Annotated in this window: 17 protein-coding genes and 1 pseudogene; 11 read left to right on the forward strand and 7 right to left on the reverse strand. The window is 64.4% G+C overall.

Annotated elements, in window-relative coordinates; all coding sequences use genetic code 11:
- Positions 1-67 precede the first annotated feature (67 nt).
- The 3 genes from ACTJKX_RS01230 (at position 68) to dhaK (ending at position 3,183) form a co-directional block, all read left to right on the forward strand.
- Positions 68-1,660 carry a putative PEP-binding protein gene (locus ACTJKX_RS01230; RefSeq protein ID WP_394310353.1) on the forward strand — a complete coding sequence of 531 codons (1,593 nt, stop codon included), beginning with the start codon at positions 68-70 and terminating at the stop codon, positions 1,658-1,660.
- Entirely contained in the window at positions 1,653-2,105 is a 453-nt protein-coding gene (locus tag ACTJKX_RS01235; RefSeq protein WP_394310352.1) for a hypothetical protein, read from the forward strand. The genes ACTJKX_RS01230 and ACTJKX_RS01235 overlap by 8 nt, the downstream gene beginning before the upstream one ends.
- 88 nt (positions 2,106-2,193) lie before the next feature.
- On the forward strand, positions 2,194-3,183 hold the full coding sequence (dhaK, locus tag ACTJKX_RS01240) for a dihydroxyacetone kinase subunit DhaK (protein ID WP_394310350.1): 990 nt from the start codon (positions 2,194-2,196) through the stop codon (positions 3,181-3,183).
- A gap of 182 nt (positions 3,184-3,365) precedes the next feature.
- Here the strand turns inward: dhaK and ACTJKX_RS01245 are convergent, their stop codons facing one another.
- Positions 3,366-3,914, reverse strand: a complete 549-nt coding sequence (locus ACTJKX_RS01245) for a cysteine hydrolase family protein (RefSeq protein ID WP_367624180.1) — start codon at positions 3,912-3,914, stop codon at positions 3,366-3,368.
- 104 nt (positions 3,915-4,018) lie between these two features.
- Between ACTJKX_RS01245 and ACTJKX_RS01250 the strand changes: the two genes are divergently transcribed.
- The 3 genes and pseudogenes from ACTJKX_RS01250 (at position 4,019) to ACTJKX_RS01260 (ending at position 7,990) form a co-directional block, all read left to right on the forward strand.
- Positions 4,019-4,978: a GlxA family transcriptional regulator gene (locus ACTJKX_RS01250; protein WP_367624179.1), complete on the forward strand. Its 960-nt coding sequence runs from the start codon at positions 4,019-4,021 to the stop codon at positions 4,976-4,978.
- A gap of 285 nt (positions 4,979-5,263) precedes the next feature.
- Positions 5,264-5,617 (forward strand): annotated as a pseudogene (locus tag ACTJKX_RS01255) (tetratricopeptide repeat protein); the annotation flags it as partial.
- Between the two features lie 102 nt (positions 5,618-5,719).
- Positions 5,720-7,990, forward strand: coding sequence for a tetratricopeptide repeat protein (locus tag ACTJKX_RS01260; protein ID WP_440724497.1), 2,271 nt, complete (start codon positions 5,720-5,722; stop codon positions 7,988-7,990).
- Positions 7,991-8,056: 66 nt separating this feature from the next.
- On the opposite strand, the gene ACTJKX_RS01265 is transcribed toward ACTJKX_RS01260, so the two are convergent.
- A complete protein-coding gene (locus ACTJKX_RS01265; protein WP_311933641.1) occupies positions 8,057-8,653 on the reverse strand; it encodes a TetR/AcrR family transcriptional regulator in 597 nt (198 codons plus the stop codon).
- Between the two features lie 79 nt (positions 8,654-8,732).
- Here ACTJKX_RS01265 and ACTJKX_RS01270 point away from each other — a divergent pair, with 79 nt between their 5' ends.
- Together ACTJKX_RS01270 and ACTJKX_RS01275 are read left to right on the forward strand one after the other, a co-directional pair.
- Positions 8,733-10,007 carry an MFS transporter gene (locus ACTJKX_RS01270; RefSeq protein ID WP_311933638.1) on the forward strand — a complete coding sequence of 425 codons (1,275 nt, stop codon included), beginning with the start codon at positions 8,733-8,735 and terminating at the stop codon, positions 10,005-10,007.
- 103 nt (positions 10,008-10,110) lie between these two features.
- The gene (locus tag ACTJKX_RS01275) at positions 10,111-11,556 is read left to right on the forward strand and encodes an aldehyde dehydrogenase family protein (protein ID WP_311933636.1); all 1,446 of its coding nucleotides are present in this window, start codon (positions 10,111-10,113) and stop codon (positions 11,554-11,556) included.
- Here ACTJKX_RS01275 and ACTJKX_RS01280 read toward each other — a convergent pair.
- The 3 genes from ACTJKX_RS01280 to ACTJKX_RS01290 form a co-directional block, all read right to left on the reverse strand.
- Positions 11,541-12,197 (reverse strand): HD domain-containing protein, encoded by a 657-nt coding sequence (locus tag ACTJKX_RS01280; protein WP_311933634.1) that lies wholly within the window; start codon positions 12,195-12,197, stop codon positions 11,541-11,543. The two genes, ACTJKX_RS01275 and ACTJKX_RS01280, sit on opposite strands and share 16 nt — an antisense overlap.
- Before the next feature lie 140 nt (positions 12,198-12,337).
- Complete coding sequence (gene attM / locus ACTJKX_RS01285) at positions 12,338-13,129, reverse strand: AttM family quorum-quenching N-acyl homoserine lactonase (RefSeq protein WP_440724115.1); 792 nt, start codon at positions 13,127-13,129, stop codon at positions 12,338-12,340.
- 34 nt (positions 13,130-13,163) lie between these two features.
- A complete protein-coding gene (locus ACTJKX_RS01290; protein WP_394310343.1) occupies positions 13,164-14,456 on the reverse strand; it encodes a hydroxyacid-oxoacid transhydrogenase in 1,293 nt (430 codons plus the stop codon).
- 250 nt (positions 14,457-14,706) lie between these two features.
- On the opposite strand from ACTJKX_RS01290, the gene ACTJKX_RS01295 reads away from it, so the two are divergent.
- A complete protein-coding gene (locus ACTJKX_RS01295) occupies positions 14,707-15,495 on the forward strand; it encodes a FadR/GntR family transcriptional regulator (RefSeq protein WP_440724116.1) in 789 nt (262 codons plus the stop codon).
- A gap of 7 nt (positions 15,496-15,502) precedes the next feature.
- On the opposite strand, the gene ACTJKX_RS01300 is transcribed toward ACTJKX_RS01295, so the two are convergent.
- On the reverse strand, positions 15,503-16,501 hold the full coding sequence (locus ACTJKX_RS01300) for an extensin-like domain-containing protein (protein WP_440724117.1): 999 nt from the start codon (positions 16,499-16,501) through the stop codon (positions 15,503-15,505).
- A gap of 110 nt (positions 16,502-16,611) precedes the next feature.
- On the opposite strand from ACTJKX_RS01300, the gene ACTJKX_RS01305 reads away from it, so the two are divergent.
- The gene (locus ACTJKX_RS01305) at positions 16,612-17,298 is read left to right on the forward strand and encodes a nucleotidyltransferase family protein (protein WP_440724118.1); all 687 of its coding nucleotides are present in this window, start codon (positions 16,612-16,614) and stop codon (positions 17,296-17,298) included.
- Between the two features lie 369 nt (positions 17,299-17,667).
- The gene (locus tag ACTJKX_RS01310) at positions 17,668-18,843 is read left to right on the forward strand and encodes a fumarylacetoacetate hydrolase family protein (RefSeq protein WP_367624167.1); all 1,176 of its coding nucleotides are present in this window, start codon (positions 17,668-17,670) and stop codon (positions 18,841-18,843) included.
- Between the two features lie 164 nt (positions 18,844-19,007).
- Here the strand turns inward: ACTJKX_RS01310 and ACTJKX_RS01315 are convergent, their stop codons facing one another.
- Entirely contained in the window at positions 19,008-19,913 is a 906-nt protein-coding gene (locus ACTJKX_RS01315) for a metallophosphoesterase family protein (protein WP_311933620.1), read from the reverse strand.
- Between the last annotated feature and the right edge of the window lie 206 nt (positions 19,914-20,119).

The raw sequence follows: 20,119 nt of genomic DNA on the forward strand, positions 1-20,119 counted from the left end.
CGAAACAAAGAGGTGGAAGAATTGCGTTTTGGGGAAATCGCGATTTTCTCCCGAGCAGGGGGCGGCCATGACTGAGCGGCGGATATCGGGACGTCCAGCCTCGCCGGGGCTCGCCTCCGGCCCCGTCTTCACGATCGGCAAGCCGAAGCCGCGGACCGAAAGGAAGGCACCGGCGCAGGAAGATGGCGACGCCGCCTTGCGCACCGCCATCGATTCGGCCTTGGTCGATCTGGTGTCCCTGGTCGAGGCCGTCGATGAAGAGGGAGCCGACATTATCGGCTTCCAGATCGCCATGCTCGAGGACGAGGCCCTGTCGGAGGGGGCCTTCGACGCGATCGCCGCCGGCGTTCCCCCCGTCCACGCCTGGCGCTCGGCCCTCGATGCGGAGATCGCCGATTACGAACGCAGCGAGGATGCCTATTTCCGTGCCCGCGGCACCGACCTTGCCGATATCCGCGACCGCGTGCTCGCCCATCTCACCGGTGCGGCCGAAAGCGAGAAGGTGCCGCCCGGTTCCGTGCTGGTGGGCGAAGACCTGCCGCCGTCTTTGTTCCTGTCGGTCGACTGGAGCAAGGGCGGCGCGATTGCCCTGGGCGCCGGTTCGCCATCCTCCCATGTCGCCATGCTCGCCCGCAGTCGCCGCGTACCGATGGTGACCGGGCTCGGAGCGCTCGAGGAAGCGAGCCAGGCCATTGTCGACGGGGCGGCTGGAACTGTGACCTTCGATCCCGACAGTGCCTCGCTCGCCGATTTCGGCCCTGCCCTCGCACGCCGGCACGAAGCCGATGCCCGCGCGGAGACCATGAAGGCCGAGCCGGTGTTCCTGCCCAACGGCACGCGGGTCGACATCATGATCAACGTCGCCTCGCCGGACGATCTCAAGGGCATCTCGCCGGAGATCTGCGACGGTATCGGCCTGGTGCGCACCGAGTTCCTATTCGAGCCTGGCCGGCCCCTGCCGGACGAGGAAGCGCAATATGCCGCCTATGTCGCCATCGCCGCCTGGGCCGATGGGCGGCCGGTGACGATCCGGACCCTCGATGCCGGCGGCGACAAGCCGATCGCCGGCGTCACTAGCGACGGCGAATCCAATCCTTTCCTTGGGCTGCGCGGATTGCGGCTGTCCCTGGCTCGCCCGGAAACCTTCCGCGTCCAACTCAGGGCCCTGGCGCGGGCCAGCCTGCATCACGAGATCCGCATCATGCTGCCGATGGTGACGGTGCCGGGAGAACTGGCCGAGGCGTCCGCCCTGCTCGACGAGGTGGTGGCTTCCCTCATCGCCGAAGGCACGCCCTGCCGCCGGCCGCCGCTTGGAATCATGGTCGAGGTTCCCGCGGCAGCCCTCGGCGCCCTGCGCTTCCCGGCGGATTTCTATTCGATCGGCTCCAACGATCTCACGCAATACACCATGGCAGCGGCGCGCGACATCGCCGACGTCGCCGGCCTCAACGACGCTGGCGATCCGGCCGTGCTCGAATTGATGGCTCGCGCCGTGGGTGCCGGCAAGGCGCGCAAGGTTCCGGTCTCGATCTGTGGGGATGCCGCGGGCGAGGTGCGCCTGGTGCCCAAGCTCATCGGCGTCGGCCTGACCTGCCTATCCGTACCCCCCGCTTTGGTGGGCGCCGTCAAGGCCGCGATCGTGGATTTCAAACATGTCTGACGCCCGGGATGTCAGCACGCGTTCGATAGCGGCCTATAAGGCGCTGCTGCGACGCGCGCTGGACAATCGCCCCTCGGGCACGAGGTTGAAACTGGCAGCCGCCCTCGGCACCAACAGGTCCTTCATTTCGCAGATCACCAATCCCGGTTATCCCATTCCGATTCCGGCCCAGCACCTCGATGTCATTTTCGAGGTCTGCCACCTCGCCCCGACGGAGAGGGCGGAGTTCCTCAAGGCCTATCAGACCGCCCATCCGGGGCGGACGCAGGCCCAGGGCAAGCCGGCCCAAGGGCGCAGCCTGACACTCACCTTGCCGGATCTTGGCGATGTCAGACGCAACCAGGCGATGGACAAGGCCATTCTCGATTTCGTCGCCAGCCTCGTCCACTACACGCGCGCACTCGATCGCAAGGCCAAGGGGGAGGAGGAACCGGTTCCGGATTAGCCTGGAGAAAGCCAGGTTCGGAGTTGAGTCCGAATATCGGTTCCTGCAGCGGCCCGATCTAACCACGAACAATATGGAGGCCCATGGAATGAAGAAGCTCATCAATGCTGTCGACGACGTGCTGGCGCAGAGCCTGGACGGATTCGCGGCCGCGCACGCCGACATCGTCACCCTGGGCGAGGAGCGCAAATTCGTGCGCCGCCGCCAGGTCAAGCCCGGCAAGGTGGCCCTCATCTCCGGCGGTGGGTCCGGTCATGAGCCGCTGCATGCCGGCTTCGTCGGCTTCGGCATGCTCGATGCCGCCTGTCCGGGCCAGGTCTTCACCTCGCCCACGCCCGACCAGATGATGGCGGCGGCCGAGGCCGTCGATGGCGGTGCGGGCACGCTCTATATCGTCAAGAACTACGAGGGCGACGTGATGAACTTCGCCATGGCGGCGGAGATGGCCTCCGGCCCCGTCGAAAGCCTGATCCTCGACGACGACGTCGCCGTTGAGAATTCGACCTGGACCACCGGCCGGCGCGGCGTTGCCGGTACGCTGATCGTCGAGAAGATCCTGGGCGCCGCGGCCGAGCGTGGCGACGACCTCGCGAGCCTCAAGGCCCTGGGTGCGCGCGTCAACAGCCATACGCGCTCGATGGGCGTAGCGCTGACCTCCTGCACGGTGCCGGCCGCCGGCAAGCCGACTTTCAGCCTCGGCGAGGACGAGATGGAGATGGGCGTCGGCATCCATGGCGAACCGGGCCGTCGCCGCGTCAAGCTGGCTTCCGCCGATGCCATCGTCGACGAGATGCTGGGCGCCATCGTCGGCGACCTCTCGCTGACCTCGGCCACCGAGGTCCTGCTCTTCGTCAACGGCTTCGGCGGTACGCCGTTGATGGAGCTTTATCTGATGCAGGATAGGGCCCGCAAATGGCTCGACGGCAAGGGCATCAAGGTCGCCCGCTCGCTGACGGGCTCCTATGTCACTTCGCTCGACATGGCCGGCTGCTCGCTGACGCTCTCGGTGCTGGACGACCAGGCTAAGGCGCTGTGGGATGCGCCAGTGCATACCCCGGCCCTGCGCTGGGGTATGTGAGGGGCGTGGGCTTGTCGGGTGCCGCGGGGCCAGCAGCTTTTGGTCCAGACGAATAAGACGCAATCTTCCTTCTCCCCCTGCGGGAGAAGGTGCCCCAAAGGGGCGGATGAGGGGTGACACAAGACCGTCCCCGAGATATGCGCCAACATCCCTCATCCGTCATTGCGTCTTTTCTTGCTGCCTCAACCCGCCAGCAGTTCATCCGTCGAAGCAAGCTTGGCGTAGCCGAAGGCGAGCGATGCCATGGCGGCGGCATGGACCTGCGCCGCCGGTACGGTGACTCCGCCGAATTCCAGGTCCCGTGTGGCCGCGGCATCATGGGCAACGGTGACCGCATAGCCGAAATCGGCTGCCGCCCGGGTCGTCGCCTCGATGCACATATGGCTCATCGCGCCGGCGACCAGGAGGTCGGTGACGCCGGCATCGTCGAGCAGCTTCTTGAGGTTGGTGTCCCTGAAGGAGTTGGGGAAGTTCTTGACGACGACCTCTTCGCCGGCGCGGTTGGCGACACCCGGGTTGATCTCGGCGCCCGGCGTGCCGGCCACGAAGAAGGGGGCATCCGCCTTGGCCGCTTCATGGCGCACATGCACCACGAGGTCGTTCTTCGTCCGGGCCGCCTCCAGCAGGCGCGCGGCATTGGCGGTGGCCGCCTCGATGCCGGACAGGGTCCATTTGCCTCCCGGGAAATAGTCGTTCTGGATATCGACGAGGATCAAGGCACGCTTGGACATGGGGTGTTTCTCCAGTTTCAAAGGATGTCGTGATTGCTGAAATAGGACGCGCGGGGCAGAATGCCGATTGGCACATGTGACAAAAATCAGGGCGAAAGTGACAAATGACCTCGGCTCCCTCCGAGATCGGCCTGCTGGCCTATCCCGACGTTCAACTGGCCGCGCTCTATGGTCTGACCGACCTCTTCGCCATCGCCGACAGAATCGCGCGGGAGCGCAGGGAAGGCAGTGGCCCCCTGCTGCGAGTGAGCCATTGGGAGTGTGATGCCGGCGGCCAGATCCGCAATCGCGACGGCGCGGACGACGCGATCCCAAGCATGATCATCCTGCCGCCGAGCTTGGCAAAGCCGCCGAGCGACGCCTGGACCTCCAACCTCGCCGAATTCCTGCGCAACTGTCATGGTCGCGGCAGTGTGCTGGCCTCGGTTTGCATCGGCGCTTTCCTGCTCGCGGAAACCGGATTGCTCGACGGGCGCGAGGCGACCACCCACTGGAGCTACGCCGATGATCTCGCCGAGCGCTTCGGCAAGGTCAGGGTGGATTCGGCCAAGATCGTGATCGACGACGGCGACATCATCACTGCCGCCGGATTGATGTCCTGGACCGATCTCGGCCTGAAACTGGTGGAGAAATTGCTCGGAACCAGCGTGATGGTGGCGACGGGACGCGCCATGCTGGTGGATCCGCAGGGGCGCGAGCAGCGCCATTACAGCGTGTTCTCGCCGCGGCTCAACCACGGCGACGGAGCGATCCTCGCGGTTCAGCACTGGCTCCAGCAGGCCTATGCCGGCGACGTCGACGTCAACGCCATGGCGGCCAGGGCCGGGTTGGAAAGGCGCACCTTCCTGCGCCGTTTCGGCAAGGCCACGGGCCTGAGGCCCATCGAATATTGCCAGCAATTGCGTGTTGCCAAGGCCCGCGACATGCTGGAGACGACGCGGCTTTCCTTCGACCGCATCGCCTGGAATGTCGGCTATGGCGATCCGGTTTCCTTCCGCAAGATCTTCGTGCGGACGATGGGATTGACCCCGGGCGATTATCGCCGCCGCTTCGGCGCGGCGTGAGCCGGGGGGCCGTCGTGTCCGACAAGTGTAATTCAAGGCACACTTGCAGGGTATTTTTCAACTATCAAGATTGCTGCGAAAGTCGTTGGGATTTTGCTCGGGGGATTGGCCATGCGCAGGATCGGCGTTCTGATCTGCGGATTGCTTTTCTGGACTCTGCTTGATCCGGCCCAAGCTGGTATCGCGGACGATATCTATGCCCAAGGCAATCATGCCGAGGCTTTCAGGCTTTATAAGGCGCAAGCCGAAACAGGCGATGCGAGTGCCCAGCTCAAGATCGCCGTGATGCTGCATGAAGGTCGGGGCGTTGCGCGAGACGACGTTCAGGCCGCCGCCTGGATGCGCAAGGCGGCCGATCAAGGCAATGCCAACGCGCAATACAATCTTGCTTCCCTCTACCTCAAGGGAGAAGGGGTGCCCCAGGATTATGGGCAGGCAGCTTTTTGGTATCGCAAGGCTGCTGACCTGGGACATGCCGGAGCGCAGAATGCTCTCGGCTTTCTCCATGCCAAAGGCTGGGGCATGCCGCAGGATTTCGGTCAGGCCGTCATATTGTTTCGCAAGGCACTGGCGCGGGGGGATAGCGAGGCCCAGTATAATCTCGGCATCCTCTATGAACGCGGCCAAGGCGTGGTACAAAACAATGCCCAGGCAGTAGCCCTTTTCCGTAGCGCGGCCGAGCGGGAGCATGTCAAGGCGCAGATTGCCCTCGGCACCATTTACGCTGAGGGACGGCAGGATTTGGCTCAAGATTATGGCCAGGCCGCCTTCTGGTTCCGCCGAGCTGCCAACCAGGGCAACGCCGAGGCGCAATACGGTCTCGGCCAGATGTATCTTCAAGGCAAAGGCGTCACGCAAAGTGCCAGCCAAGCCGCCGATTGGTTCCGCAAGGCGGCAGACCAGGGCAATGCCGCTGCGCAGAACAGCCTAGGTTCCCTCTACGCCAGTGGTCGGGGCGTGTTGCAGGAAATTGCGCAAGCTGCCGCCCTTTATCGCAAAGCGGCTGCTCAAGGCCATGCCGGCGGACAGTACAATCTTGGCCTGCTCTACGCCGACGGCCGGGGTGTCGCCCAGGATTACGGCCAAGCTATCGAGCTGTATCGCAAAGCAGCCGCTCAGGGAGATGCCTTGGCGCAGAACAATCTCGCCGTTCTCTTTGCCGAGGGGCTGGGCGGGCCGCGCGATTATACCCAATCGGCCGCCCTATTCCGCAAGGCGGCCGAGCAGGGCCATGTCGAGGCGCAGTTCAATCTCGGGCTCCAATATGCCAGGGGACTGGGCATGCCCCTGGACTACGGCCAAGCCTCCTTGTGGTATCGCAAGGCCGCGGATCAGGGCCATGCTGGTGCCCAAACCAATCTCGGTCTGCTCTATCGAAACGGCCAGGGCGTGGCCCGGGATTACGAGCAGGCGGCAGCCTGGCTCGGCAAGGCGGCGGCCCAGGGGGATGCCGATGGCCAGAACAGCCTCGCTGCCCTCTATGTCGAGGGCCAGGGCGTCAAGCGGGACTATGGTCGGGCGGCCGACATTCTCCGTAAGATCGCCGAACGGGGACACGCCGGAGCGCAATACAATCTCGGCTTCCTCTATGAAAAGGGGCTAGGTCTCACCCAGGATTATGGGCAGGCCGCGTTCTGGTTTCGCAAGGCCGCGGATCAAGGGGATGCGGGGGCGTTGAACGAACTGGGTTCTTTCCATGCCCTCGGGTACGGTGTGCCACAGGACCATGCCAAGGCTGCCGAACTCTATCGCAAGGCCGCTGATCGAGGCTTTGCCAGGGCGCAGTACAACCTCGGCATTCTCTACGCCAATGACCAGGGGATGGCACGAGACTATGCCCAGGCAGCCTTTTGGCTGAGCAAGGCTGCGGATCAGAATGATCTCAACGCTCTGGTGGACCTGGGCGTGCTTCATGCCAATGGCTGGGGGGTGAAGCAAGATTATGCCCGAGCCAGGGAGCTCTATCGTAAACGTAAAGCCGCCGCGCAGGGCCTGGCCAGGGCACAATACTATCTCGGTGATCTCTATGAGAACGGTCGCGGCGTGCCGCGCGATTATGTCTTGGCCGGTGGCCTTTATGGCAAGGCGGCCGAGCAGGGTGATGCCGACGCGCAGAACAGCCTGGGCATGCTCCATGCGAATGGCTGGGGTGTCACACTGGACCTGGGACAGGCGACCGCGCTCTACCGCAAAGCCGCCGAACAGGGCAATGCCAAGGCGCAGTTCAATCTCGGCACGGCTTATCTGCAGGGCAAGGGCGTCGCACAACGCCAGGATGAGGCCGCCCTCTGGTTTCGCAAGGCCGCCGACCAAGGCGATCTCCACGCTCTGAACGCCCAAGGCGTGCTTTACGCCAATGGCTGGGGCGTGGCGCAAGATTATATCAAGGCCGCGGCTCTCTTCCGTAAGGCTGCTGACCGAGGCAATGCCCAGGCACAATTCAATCTCGGTCGCCTTTGTGCCAACGGGCAGGGGGTGAGGCAGGACTATGTCGAGGCCGTGGCGCTCTATCGCAAGGCTGCCGATCAGGGCGACGCCAATGCACAGAACGACCTCGGCGCGCTCTATGCCAAGGGTCAGGGCGTAGTGCAGGACCAAGCCACGGCTGCAGCGTTCTACCGTAAGGCGGCCGTCCAGGGCCATGTCACCGCGCAGGTCAATCTCGCCGCCCTCTATGCCAACGGTCAGGGCATGCCGCAGGACTATTTCCAGGCTGCCTTCTGGCTCGGCAAGGCGGCCGAGCAGGGTGACGCCGCCGGGTTGGATGGCCTTGGCACGCTTTATGCCAATGGTTGGGGCGTGCCGCAGGATTACGTCATGGCTGCGGACCTCTTGCGCAAGGCGGCCGATCAGGGGCGTGCCAGCGCGCAATATGCGCTCGGCACCCTATATGCGCGGGGGCTGGGCGTTGCCCGCGACAAGCAGCAGGCTTTGTTCTGGTTTGGCAAGGCTGCGGACCAGGGACATGCCAAGGCCAAGGCTGAGCTGCAGGCAGCAATACCGGCGCAGTGAAAGCTCGGAAGCATCGCGAGGAAGGCCGGCAATCGATTGGGCGCCTTTCGTCCCGCGCGCTCCGGCTCAATCCTTCAGGCTTGCCTCGATCAGCATGTCGGCGATTACCGCGACCGAACCGGCCGGCCCGCCCTCGTGGAAGATCTGGCCGCTGACGAAAGCGCCTTCGATCAACAGCAGCAGCCCGTCGGCGAGCAAGCCCGGATTCCTGGCGCCCATGCGCTCGGCCATGCCTTCCAGGCGTTCGCGCAGCAACACCTTGCCGCCCTCGGCGACCATGCGGGCGGGATTGTCCTCCTCCGGATATTCCACGGCGGCGTTACTCAGCCCGCAGCCGCGGTAGCCGGCCAGGGTTGCCCTTTCGCCGAGGCCTGCCAGGTAGTTGCGCAGATGGGTGCGCGGGTCGTTCTCGAAGCCGACGCCCGCACCCTCGAAGCGGGCCCAGAACTCGGCGTCGTAGACCCGGACATAGGCGGCCGCCAGTTCATCCTTCGAATTGAAGCAGCGATAGAGCGTCGGCTTGGTCACGCCGGCTTCCGAGGCGATGGTATCGACGCCGACAGCCCGGATTCCCTCCTTGTAGAAGAGTTCGCGCGCAGTCTTGAGGATGCGTTCCGCCGCGCGTGGCTGCGGTGGCGAAGCGGCGTTTGCGGATCCGGTCATTTGCCTCTTTCCAATTTCCGACAACGATGTTACAGACCGGTACGTATCAAGTCAATCTCGACATCCTACAGGTCTCCCGATGCAGCGCGTCAGCCGCCGGCCCTTCGGCCAGAATTATGCATTCGTCGTCGTCGCCGTCATCTTCCTTTCCCTGCTGGTGGCGGCCGGTGTGCGTGCCGCGCCCGGGCTGCTGCTCCAGCCCCTGCACAAGGCATTCGGCTGGGGTATCGACACGATCTCGCTTTCGGGGTCGATCGGCATCCTGCTCTATGGCCTGGTCGGCCCCTTCGCCGCCGCCCTGATGAACAAGTTCGGCATCCGCCGGGTGCTGGTCATCGCTCTGACGCTGATGGCCGCCTCGATCGGCCTTAGCCTTCTGATGACGCAGTCCTGGCAGTTGATCGCGACCTGGGGCGTGCTCTCCGGGCTAGGGTCGGGCTGCGTCGCTATGGTGCTGGGTGCCACCGTCGCCAATCGCTGGTTCAAGACCAATCGCGGCCTGATCATGGGGCTGATGGCGGCCAGTGCTGCAACGGGCACGCTGATCTTCCAGCCTGGTCTTGCCAAGCTTTCCGAGATCGGCGGCTGGCAATTGGTGGTCGCGGCCGTGGCGATTGCCTGTGCCGTCCTGATTCCGCTTGCCTTCTTCCTGGTGCCCAACCATCCCAGTGACATCGGCCAGCGCCCCTATGGCGCCGATCCCTCCGCGCCGATCGAGCCGCCACAGGCCCAGACTGGCCTCATCGATGCCTCGCTCGGCGCGCTGGTGCGGGCAGCCCGCACGCGCACCTTCTGGTACCTGTTCGCCACCTTCTTCATCTGCGGCTTCACCACCAACGGCCTGGTGGGCATGCACCTGATTTCCTTCTGCGGCGACATGGGCATCCCGGAAGTGCAGGCCGCCGGCCTGATGGCGATGATGGGCATCTTCGACCTCTTCGGCACCACTTTCTCGGGCTGGCTGACCGATCGCTACGATCCGCGCAAGCTGCTCTTCATCTACTACGGCCTGCGCGGCATCGCCCTGATCTATCTGCCCTTCAGCGGCTTCAACATCTATACGCTCACCATTTTCGGCGTGTTCTACGGCCTCGACTGGATTGCCACCGTGCCGCCGACCGTACGCCTGACCAACGAAGCCTTCGGTGATCGCGACGCCCCCGTGGTGTTCGGCTGGATCGCGGCGGGCCACCAGATCGGCGCTGCCAGCGCAGCGGCCCTGGCCGGCTATATGCGGGTGCTGCAGGGAAGCTATGTCGAGGCCTTCCTCTTCTCGGGCCTCACCGGTATCGTGGCGGCGCTGATCGCCCTCCTGATCGTGCGCCAGCGCGTGACGGCAGTCGCGGCTGCCTGACCGCCGCTGCCAGAAAATTGCCGGCCGCGTCAAGCTGCCGGTTTGCGCCGGGCATTTGTTAGACTAATGTCCGGCCGGTTTCGTTATCTCTAGGATCTTCCCGATGACACTGCATGCCCGTAACTTCATCGCCGGCGAATGGGTCGCCTCGTCCGATCTCGCGCCGGACGTGAATCCCTCCAACACCGCCGAGATCGTCGGGCACTTCCCCCGGGCGACCAAGGCCGAAGCCGAAAAGGCCATTGCTGCCGCCAAGGCTGCGTTCCCCGGCTGGAGCCGCTCGACCCTGCAGGAGCGCCATGACGTGCTCAAGCGCATCAGCGACGAGATCCTGGCACGCAAGGAGGAACTCGGCGCCATCCTGTCGCGCGAGGAAGGCAAGACCCTGCCCGAAGGTATCGGCGAGGTGGCGCGGGCCGGCCAGATCTTCGGCTTCTTTGCCGGTGAAGCCTTGCGCCTGGCCGGCGAGATCATTGGCTCGGTCCGTCCCGGCGTCGGCGTCGAGGTGACGCGCGAAGGCATCGGCGTGGTCGGCCTGATCACGCCCTGGAACTTCCCCGCCGCCATTCCGGCCTGGAAGATCGCCCCGGCGCTCTGCTACGGCAACACCGTGGTGCTGAAGCCGGCCGACCTGGTGCCGGCCACCGCGCATGCGCTGGGCGAGATCATCGCCCGCTCCGGCCTGCCGGCCGGTGTGTTCAACTTAGTGATGGGCCGCGGCTCGGTGGTCGGCGAGGCGCTGTTGTCCTCACCCGACGTCGATGCGATCTCCTTCACCGGCTCGGTCAGTACCGGCCGCAAGATCGCCGCGACCTGCGTCGCCTCTTCGCCGATGAAGAAGGTGCAGCTCGAAATGGGCGGCAAGAACCCCTTCGTCGTGCTCGATGATGCCGACGTCAAGGTGGCGGTGGAAGCCGCCGTCAACGGTGCCTTCTTCTCGACCGGCCAACGCTGCACGGCCTCCTCGCGCCTGATCGTCACCGACGGCATCCACGATGCCTTCGTTGCCGCCCTCGTCGAGCGTCTCAAGGGCATCACCGTCGATGATGCTATGAAGGCCGGCACCCATATCGGCCCGGTGGTTGACCAGAGCCAGCTCGACCAGGACCTGAACTACATCAAGATCGGCAAGGACGAGGGCGCCAAGCTCGCCTTCGGCGGCGATCTGGTGAAGCGCGAGGCACCCGGCTTCTATCTGACGCCGGCCTTGTTCACCGGTGCCAGCAACGACATGCGCATCGCTCGCGAGGAGATCTTCGGGCCGGTCGCCGCCGTGGTGCGCGTCAAGGATTACGACGAGGCGCTGGCTGCCGCCAACGACACCGAATTCGGCCTTTCCGCCGGCATCGCCACCACCAGCTTGAAATACGCCACGCATTTCAAGCGCAATGTCCAGGCCGGCATGGTGATGGTCAATCTGCCGACGGCGGGGGTCGACTATCACGTGCCGTTCGGCGGGCGAAAGGGTTCGAGCTACGGCCCGCGCGAGCAGGGCCGCTACGCTGCCGAGTTCTACACCACGGTGAAGACCAGCTACACGCTGGCCTGAGGCGGCTTGCCTTCCGACAACTTTGCGAGGGAGCGCGCGAGATTGGCGCGCGCTCTTTCCTCCAGCCTTTCGGCGAAAAGGTTGCTGAAATAGAGCCGCGGCCGGGCCATGAAGCGCCGCAGCACGGCCGCCCGCCCGATGCGCCAGGCTGCTTCGGTCACATGCACATATTCGCGCCGCACCGCCGCCTCATAGGCATCGAAGCGCGCCGCCTCCGCGCCGAGGATCTGCAGGTCGAGATCGAGGAAATAGGCCATGTCCGATCGTTCCTGGCGGGCCGGCTCCTGTGTTCTGCCCTGGTCGGCGAGTTCATGCTTCCGGGTTGCCAGGATCAGCGCCGTGACCCGCTCCAGCCGTTCTGGATCGAGCTGCCCCCCGAGAACCTGCCGGGCGAGGTCGGCGCTGCGCTCCTCATTGTCCGGGGCCGCGGCGTCGTAGATCGCATCGTGGAACCAGATTGCCAGCTCCACGGCCTTGGCATCATGGAGAAAGGCGCGGCAATATTCGAGGCCCGCCAGCATGGCTTCGATGTGGTCGAGATCATGATAATGCCGGCGCGGGTCCCGATAGGCCGCGAGCAACTCGGCGAAAGCCGGTTCGGGGATGGCCGGCGGCCTGGAAAGAGGATTGCCAGTGCTCACGGCAGCAACTCCCGACGGACCCATTGGGCAAGATCGCCAATATCATTGCGGTCGTCGGCGGCGCTACATGCAATTCTATCGCTGTCGCGCTTTTTGACGAGCTTGGCGAGGCGCCTGGATCGTCCAGGCGCCCCTCGGGCTCAGTCGTAGAAGCCCGGAGACTGCTTGAAGCTCGGCCAGGCGTCGGGGTCGTGGCCGGTGACCACCTTGGCATCTGTCTTCGCCGCCAGGGACCGCAGCTTCTGCACGGAGCGCACCGTATCGACCGTCGAGGCAAGGAAGCCGGGCAGGGCCTTCTCGTTCCAATGGTCGAGCGTATAGGCGGCATCGACAGCCAGCAGGATGGCGCCGCTCTTGGGCAGGGTGACCAGGAAGGACTGGTGACCCGGTGCATGGCCGGGCGTGAAGATCATCTTGAGCGTGCCATCGCCGAACAGATCGTAGCCATCGGTTGCCTCGGCCTCCAGGAATTGCCATTTCAGGCCGGGCCGGTCGAAATCCGCGCGGATATAGCCGCCGGCGGCGAACCAGTCCGGCGCATAGGCATATTCATATTCGCGGCGTTGCACGACATGCACGGCATTGGGGAAGCGGCCGATCGCGCCGGTGTGGTCGAGATGCAGATGCGACTGCACGACATGGGTGACGTCGTCAGGCGAAATACCCATGGCGGCAAGCTTCTGCACGCAGCCATCGCTCTCTTGCATCACCGGCCAATAGGTCTTCGAGATGCCGCCCCAATAGCCGCGTGGATCGCTGGCGCACTCGACAGCATTGCCGCCATCGATCACCACCAGCCCCTTGGGGTGCTTGAGCAGATACCAGGGCACGGGGATCTCGTAGTCCGTGTTGGCACCCTGATTCATCTTGATGTTGTGCAGCTTGCACTTCAGCGTGCCGCACTGGAACATGTGCAGTTCGATCTCACCCATGCTTTCCTCCTGGTATTTTTTCCGTCCGGCATGCCTACCAGTTGCGCAGGGACTGGCGCATGACGGCCTCGATCCCGGCGGCATCGATGGCCTTGGGGGCGCCGACCAGGAGGCGTTGCTGCTTGAGCGCTCCTTGCACCAGAGCGGGAATGTCTTCCTCGCCATAGCCGAGTTCGGCGATGCCCGATGGCGCACCCACAGCCTTCATCAGCCTGATCAGGGTGTCCGGCAGCGAGTCCGGGCCCGGATTGGCGATCGGCCCTGCATTGAGGAGCTCGGCGGCCTGGATGTGCTTGTCGGGCGCTGCGTCATAGGTGAAGCGGAACACGGCGGGGGAGGTGACGATCACCGAGAAGCCATGTGGCACGAAATTGTGGCTCGTCTCATAGCCGGGGGCGCTGTAGCTGTGCTTGAGGCCGGCGAGGGGATAGGCACAGGCATGCGGGATGTGCACGCCCGCCGTGCCGAAGCCGATACCCGCCATGGTGGCGCCGAGCATCATGGTGCCACGCGCTTCCAGGTCATTGCCGTCGCGGACGGCGCGCTCGAGGAAGCGCCCGCCGAACTCGATCGCCTTAAGGGACCAGATGTCGGCCACCGGATTGCTGCCCTGATAGGGCGGCCGATCATCCGGCGTGGCTGGGCGCGGCCTGGCGTCGAAGGGGCGGGAGATGAAGGATTCCACCGCGTGGCAGACGACGTCGAGGCCGCAGGAGGCCGTGACCGCTCCCGGCGTGGTGCGCGCCAGTTCGGGATCGACGATGGCCAGCGTCGGCCGCATGTAGCGATGCGAGATGCCGGTCTTCATCTTGAGTTCGGGAATGTCGAGCACCGCCACCGTGGTCGCCTCCGAGCCCGAGCCGGACGTGGTCGGGATGGCGATCAGGGGGCGCAGGGGCGAGGGGGGCTTGCGGCCGCCGCCGACAGGCGCGTTGACATAGTCGATGATGGCGCCGCCGTGACTGCGGATCAGGTTTGCGACCTTGGCGGTGTCGATGGTCGAGCCCCCGCCCAGGGCAACGAAGCCGTCGACATCCTGGGATGCAGCGAAGGCCGCAGCTTCCCCCAGCGACTCGATGGTCGGCTCGACGAGAATGCTCTCGAAGACGCTGATGCCGACGCCGGCGCGCGCTATAATGCCGGTGACGCGTTCGGTAATCCCGAGCCGGCGCAGCCGAGGATCGGCGACCAGCAATATCCTGCGCAGCCCAAGGCGCTTGAGCTCCCAGTCGAGTTCCTCGACCGCCCCATTGCCGAATTTGAGCTGCGTTGCCTCCAGGGTGAAGATGGTCTCGTTCGCGCCCCGATCGATGGGTGCCATCGTCATGTCCTCCTGCGCCGGCGATCATTCTGCCGAGCCGGGCGAGGGAGCCGCGCGGCCAGTCCGTGATCGGGTCGTATGTCCTGACTTGCGAAGTTGATGGGAGGCTTCCACAATGGTAGAAACATGTCAATATCACATAGTGACATGGTCATATGATGAATTTAGTCTCGCGATGTTTTGAAACGGATTGTCGGTCCGCGTAACATTTCCAATCCCGGCAATGGTCCGCTCGAGAATCCAGGAGGAGGCGTATTTGGCCCTCAAAGAGCGAATGCGCCCGGTCCCGGAAGCTGCGGGGCCTGTCGGCGATGAGGACAGGCGGATCGGCAGGCCCTTGCCTCTGGCCGATCGGGTGGTTGCCGCGCTGCAGGAGGATATCGAGAAGGGGCGCTATGAAGCGGGTGCCCGCCTGCCGACCGAGCCCGAACTGGCCGCCAGCTTCGGCGTCAGCCGCACGGTGATCCGCGAGGCGGTATCCCGGCTGAAGGCCGATGGCATCGTGGTCAGCCGCCAGGGCGCCGGGGTTTTTGTCAGCGCCGCCCCGCTGCAGCGCTCCTTCCGTATCCGGGATGCCGAAGTCGGCAGCGGCATTGCCCTGCGCGAGATATTCGAATTGCGCCTGTGCCTCGAAGTGGAAGGTGCCGGTCTCGCCGCAGTCCGCCGCTCGCAAGACGATCTCGCCACGCTCCGGCACTGGCTGCAGGAAATGGATCGCACCAAGCTTGGCGAGGATCTCGGCGTCGGTGCCGATATCGAGTTTCATCGCGCCGTCGCGGCGGCAAGCGGCAATGGCAAGGTCGCCGATTTCCAGCGCTATCTATCCCTGCTGCTGCATCAGAGCGTGACGGTTGCCCGCAGCAACACCCTGACGCAGAAGGGGCCGGCTCATGTCGACAGCGTCATCGAGGAACATGGCGACATCTGCCGTGCCATCGAGGCGGGTTCGGCTGCGAATGCGCGCAGCGCCATGCGCCGCCATCTTTTGCGGGCGGCGACGCGGCTGGGTGTAATCGGGCAGGAAGAGGCGGCGCTCCTGGCTTAGGGCGCCGTCATTCGTCATAGCCGCCGGCCGGAACGTCCTGGATCGAGCCCGTATAGTCCTCGGACGGCGGCGGTGCCCCGCCGGCACCACGCTGCGCGGCGGCGACCCAGCCGGCGGGAGGGCGCGGGCGGCAGATGCTCTTGCTGCGTACGCCGTGGCGGGCGAGATCGAGATGCAGATGGTTGTCGTGCAGCGGCGCGCCGGGGCCGAGCACGGTGGTGAACTTGGCGCAGGCGCCAAAGGCGATATCGCGCCAGAAGCCGCGCTCCTGGGCCGAACCACGCCAGCCGGTCAGGATGCGCGTCTCGCGGCCGTCGGCCAGCTTGAAGCCCTTGACGTCTACGGCATTGGCGAAAGCGTGTTCGGACATGCGGCCGAAATGGCCATTGTTGCGCCGGCGGCAGGAATAGCTGCCGAACGTCGTCATCTCCACGATCGGGGATCCGAAATTGGCCATCGCCGCCGGCTGCACGTCCTGAACCAGCCAGCGTGTGATGGCGGGGATCATCGAGCAGGACAGCACCAGGCTGCGATCCATCGAAACCGAGAAGGGGCCACCGTCGGCGATACGAACCGGACCGGGGGATGGAGCAGCCCGGTAGGACATCGGAGCCGAGGCGTCGCCGTCACCGATCGCTCCGGTCTGGTCGCCGACCGCTGCAGGCGGCAGCAAGCCATCCGGTGCGCCCGATGGCTGCGGAGCATATTGCGGCTGAGACGCCTCATTCGGCTGAGGCGCCACGGTTGCCGGTGCGCGGGGCCGCAGCGCCGCATAGACGGGCGCGGCAGGTGCTCCGGTGGTATTGAGGGCGGTGACGCGGAAGGGGTGGTCGACACCGCAGACGCCAGGTCCTTCGATCGCCTGGGCGATGCGAATGCCGGCGGTTTCCCGGACCTCGCCGGAAGCAAGGCACTGGGATTCGGCCTGGGCACGCCAGGGTTCTCGCTCTTCGAGATTGAAGAACGACCCGCAACCAGCCAGGCTACCCAGAACCGTACCCAGCACGAGAGAACACGCAACGCGACGCAACATACCCGGAGTTTACCGGCCATTTTCAAAAAGAAGCGTTAACCGCGCGGACGTGATCAATTTCATCCACGAGGGTCGCTTCCACGATGGCCAATCAGGCCAAAAGCGTGTATGCCGCTTTGCCTTTTCCAAAGAGAAAAGTGTCATCCATGCCCACGGACGATGATCGGCCTTTGGCGAATTACATCGCGATCGTCCTCGCCGGCGGCGAAGGGCGGCGCATGGGCTGCAACAAGCTGTTGCTCGATATTTCTGCCCGCCCGATGATCCGCCATGTCGTCGAGACCATCCGCGGCGTCATCGCCGACGTCATTGTGGTGACCGGCCACCAGCAGGAACGCATCGAGGAGGCGCTCGTCCGTACACCGGTCGAATTCGTGGCTTCGCCTCCGTCCGATGGCGCGGCGACCGCAATCCGGCGTGCTTTTGAGCGCGCGCGCCTGCTCGCGGCCCAGAGGCGGTACGACGGTATCATGTTATGTGTCGGCGATCAGCCGCGACTGACGGAGCGTGAAATCGCCGGTTTGATCAAGCAATACAACGCCAGTGACCGGCGCAAGGCACTGGTTCCGGTGCGCGGCGAGCGAAGAGGCTACCCCGTGATGATACCGCCGGATTTTGAAGTGGAGGGCGTTGATCTTTTGAGCGAAAGTCTGATTGCCGATTATCCCGACCAAATCGCGGCTTTTCCTACACGCAATCCTGTCTATGATTCCAGCTTGGACACGCCGGAAGATTTTCGGAGCTTTTTTGCAATCTCGGAACGTCTCTAGCACGTACTTTAATACCTAGAGCGCTCCGTATCGCGTGGAATTCGTCGGACTAGTTGCATGCGTGGGATGGCCGAATGTGGCCGTAGACGTTAGGTTTTGTGTGTTAAACTTTTAAAACAAAACCTAATACCAAAATATTGGCGTTTAAATTTTTGAAATATTTTGTATTTGTCTCTTTATATATTGAGTTAAATCTTAAATCCATGAGAATACCTCGCTAGTCAATTTTGCTTACGGGCCTATACCCGTGAGGTTAATCCACATTCGTACGGCGCATATCTTTGTATACCGCTTATGCAAGTCTTGCCCATTCGCGCGGTTGACGCTAAGGGCAGGTTGATAGAGCTCTTACCAGCCGCGAGGTCCGCAATGTCGTTCACGCTCACCCCCGAAAATACCCTCCCGGTCGACGGTGTCGCCGGGACATTGATCGGGCGTGTCTGGCTGCCGGATGTCGAGGGACCGGCCGTCGTGGTTGCCAAGGAGGATGGCCTGCACGACATTACCTCCAGCTTCCCGACGGTCAGGGATCTCTGCGAAGCGCGAAATCCAGCCCAGGCTGCCAAGGCGGCACCCTCCACCGAAATCGGGGCCCTGGCGGAAATCCTGGCCAACACGCCGCCGGCCAACCGCGACCTGCGCAAGCCCTGGCTGCTGGCGCCGATCGATCTCCAGGCCATCAAGGCGGCCGGTGTCACCTTCGTGGTGTCGATGCTCGAGCGGGTGATCGAGGAGAAGGCGCGGGGAAACTCGGCTGCAGCCGCTTCCCTCAGGGCTGAGATCGTCAAGCTGGTCGGTGACGACCTGGCGCGCCTGCGTCCCGGCTCGGCCGAGGCTGCAAAGCTGAAGGAGGTGCTGATCGCCCAGGGCGCATGGTCGCAATATCTGGAAGTCGGTATCGGACCGGATGCCGAGATTTTCAGCAAGGCCCAGCCCATGGCGGCCGTCGGTACCGGCGCCGATGCCGGCCTTCATCCCAATTCGACCTGGAACAATCCCGAGCCGGAAGTGGTGCTGGTGGTTTCTGCTGCCGGCAAGATCGTCGGCGCGACGCTGGGCAACGACGTCAACCTACGCGATTTCGAGGGCCGGTCGGCCCTGCTCCTCTCCAAGGCCAAGGACAACAACGCATCGGCGGCGGTCGGCCCCTTCGTGCGCCTGTTCGACTCCACCTTCTCGCTCGATCATGTCAGGCGCGCCGACGTGACGCTGGAGGTACGCGGGCCCGAAGGCTACCGGCTCACCGGCATGAGTTCGATCTCCAAGATCAGCCGCGATCCTGGCGATCTCGTCTCGCAGATGATCGGCGTCAACCATCAGTATCCCGATGGCGCGGTCCTCTTCCTGGGCACCATGTTCGCGCCCATCGATGATCGCGACGAGAAGGGCAAGGGCTTCACCCACAAGATCGGTGATATCGTCACCATTGCCGCCCCCGAGCTCGGCTCGCTCACCAATCGCATGGTGCGCAGTTCCGACGCACCGCCCTGGACCTTTGGTGCCAGCCACCTCCTGCGCAACCTGGCCAGGCGCGGCTTGCTGTGATCGCCCACAGGCGGGCTGCCGCGTAACGGCGGATCCGGAAGAAACTCCGAAGGGCGCTCCCATTCAGGGCGCTCTCGCAGGCAATACCGTTCTCTTCGGCGGGTGGCTTCTGGATAGCCGGGTCAAGCCCGGCGCATCCACTTCCTCGAGCGATGCTGCCGCCTTCAGGCCAGTTCTTGCGAACGCAGCTGCTCTGGCGGGTGGCCGGCGGCTACGAAGCCCCGGACCGTCAGCCCGATTTTCCAGTTCTTCTGTTTGCCGGTGATCGAGAAGAGATTGTAGGAGGCCGGCCAGCGGGCACGCTCCGGGGCGGCCGAGGCCGAGGGGGTGCAGACCACCGGTATCGGCCCCTTGGGGCCCTTGATGCGATGCACCAGCCCGGTGTGGATATGCCCGTGCAGGACGAGCTCTGCCCCGGTACGGCGCAGCACGGCGTTCAGCCGGTCGCAATCGATCAGCATCGCGGTCGGTCCGGCATCCTGACGTCGCACGGGATGATGCAGCATGACCACGCGGCAATAGCCTTCATGCTCCAGATGTTCGAGGATGGGGCCGAGCTTGGCGATCTGGCGCGGACCGAGCTTGCCGGTGGCCATGAACGGCGCGGTGGGGATGGCACTGGACAGGCCGACAAGCGCCACTTTTCCGCGGATGCGCACATAGGGAAAGCGCTCGTCCTCGTCGAGGGGATGGGCGCCGGCGTTGTCGCCGCGCATCCAGGGATCGAAGGCCGAGAGCAAATGGAGGGCGCCGCCCTTGGTGTAGGCATCGTGATTGCCGGGCACCAGCGAGACGAAGTCGGGCGCGCCGACGGTTTCGAGAAAAGCGCGCGCCGCCGGATACTCGCCAGGCAGAGCGAGATTGACCACGTCGCCGGTCAAGGCGATATGGTCGGGCGCCTGCGCATGCAAATCCACCAGGAGTTGCTGCAGCACATCCATGCGGTGGACGTCCCGGCGCCCTCGATTCCAGTTGATCCAGCCCAGAACCCGCTTTCCCGCCAGTTCCTTGGCCCTGGCTCGCGGCAAAGGCCCGATATGGGGGTCTGAAAGATGCGCGAGCTTGAACATGAGGAGGCAATCGGGGAGGCAGGGTAATCACGAAGCGACAGGCAGTGACGCTAGCGTGGCCATATGGCCTGCCTCTGTCAACGCAAAACGCCTGCGCGTTCTCGCGAACGGCAGGCGTCGTTTTGGCCGGGGACCATCAACCGCCGCTACGCAGCGGGACGATCGTTAAGCTTTGCTGAAGGTCAACAATGCGACAGTGTCGCGGG

Source organism: Labrys sp. 22185 (assembly GCF_052045555.1).
In the GTDB taxonomy this organism is placed as follows: Bacteria; Pseudomonadota; Alphaproteobacteria; order Rhizobiales; family Labraceae; genus Labrys; species Labrys neptuniae.

Coding starts and splice junctions, on each gene's coding strand:
- ACTJKX_RS01230 (WP_394310353.1), top strand. CDS start 68: ATGACTGAGCGGCGGATATCGGGACGTCCAGCCTCGCCGGGGCTCGCC.
- ACTJKX_RS01235 (WP_394310352.1), top strand. CDS start 1,653: ATGTCTGACGCCCGGGATGTCAGCACGCGTTCGATAGCGGCCTATAAG.
- dhaK (WP_394310350.1), top strand. CDS start 2,194: ATGAAGAAGCTCATCAATGCTGTCGACGACGTGCTGGCGCAGAGCCTG.
- ACTJKX_RS01245 (WP_367624180.1), bottom strand. CDS start 3,914: ATGTCCAAGCGTGCCTTGATCCTCGTCGATATCCAGAACGACTATTTC.
- ACTJKX_RS01250 (WP_367624179.1), top strand. CDS start 4,019: ATGACCTCGGCTCCCTCCGAGATCGGCCTGCTGGCCTATCCCGACGTT.
- ACTJKX_RS01265 (WP_311933641.1), bottom strand. CDS start 8,653: ATGACCGGATCCGCAAACGCCGCTTCGCCACCGCAGCCACGCGCGGCG.
- ACTJKX_RS01270 (WP_311933638.1), top strand. CDS start 8,733: ATGCAGCGCGTCAGCCGCCGGCCCTTCGGCCAGAATTATGCATTCGTC.
- ACTJKX_RS01275 (WP_311933636.1), top strand. CDS start 10,111: ATGACACTGCATGCCCGTAACTTCATCGCCGGCGAATGGGTCGCCTCG.
- attM (WP_440724115.1), bottom strand. CDS start 13,129: ATGGGTGAGATCGAACTGCACATGTTCCAGTGCGGCACGCTGAAGTGC.
- ACTJKX_RS01290 (WP_394310343.1), bottom strand. CDS start 14,456: ATGACGATGGCACCCATCGATCGGGGCGCGAACGAGACCATCTTCACC.
- ACTJKX_RS01305 (WP_440724118.1), top strand. CDS start 16,612: ATGGCCAATCAGGCCAAAAGCGTGTATGCCGCTTTGCCTTTTCCAAAG.
- ACTJKX_RS01310 (WP_367624167.1), top strand. CDS start 17,668: ATGTCGTTCACGCTCACCCCCGAAAATACCCTCCCGGTCGACGGTGTC.
- ACTJKX_RS01315 (WP_311933620.1), bottom strand. CDS start 19,913: ATGTTCAAGCTCGCGCATCTTTCAGACCCCCATATCGGGCCTTTGCCG.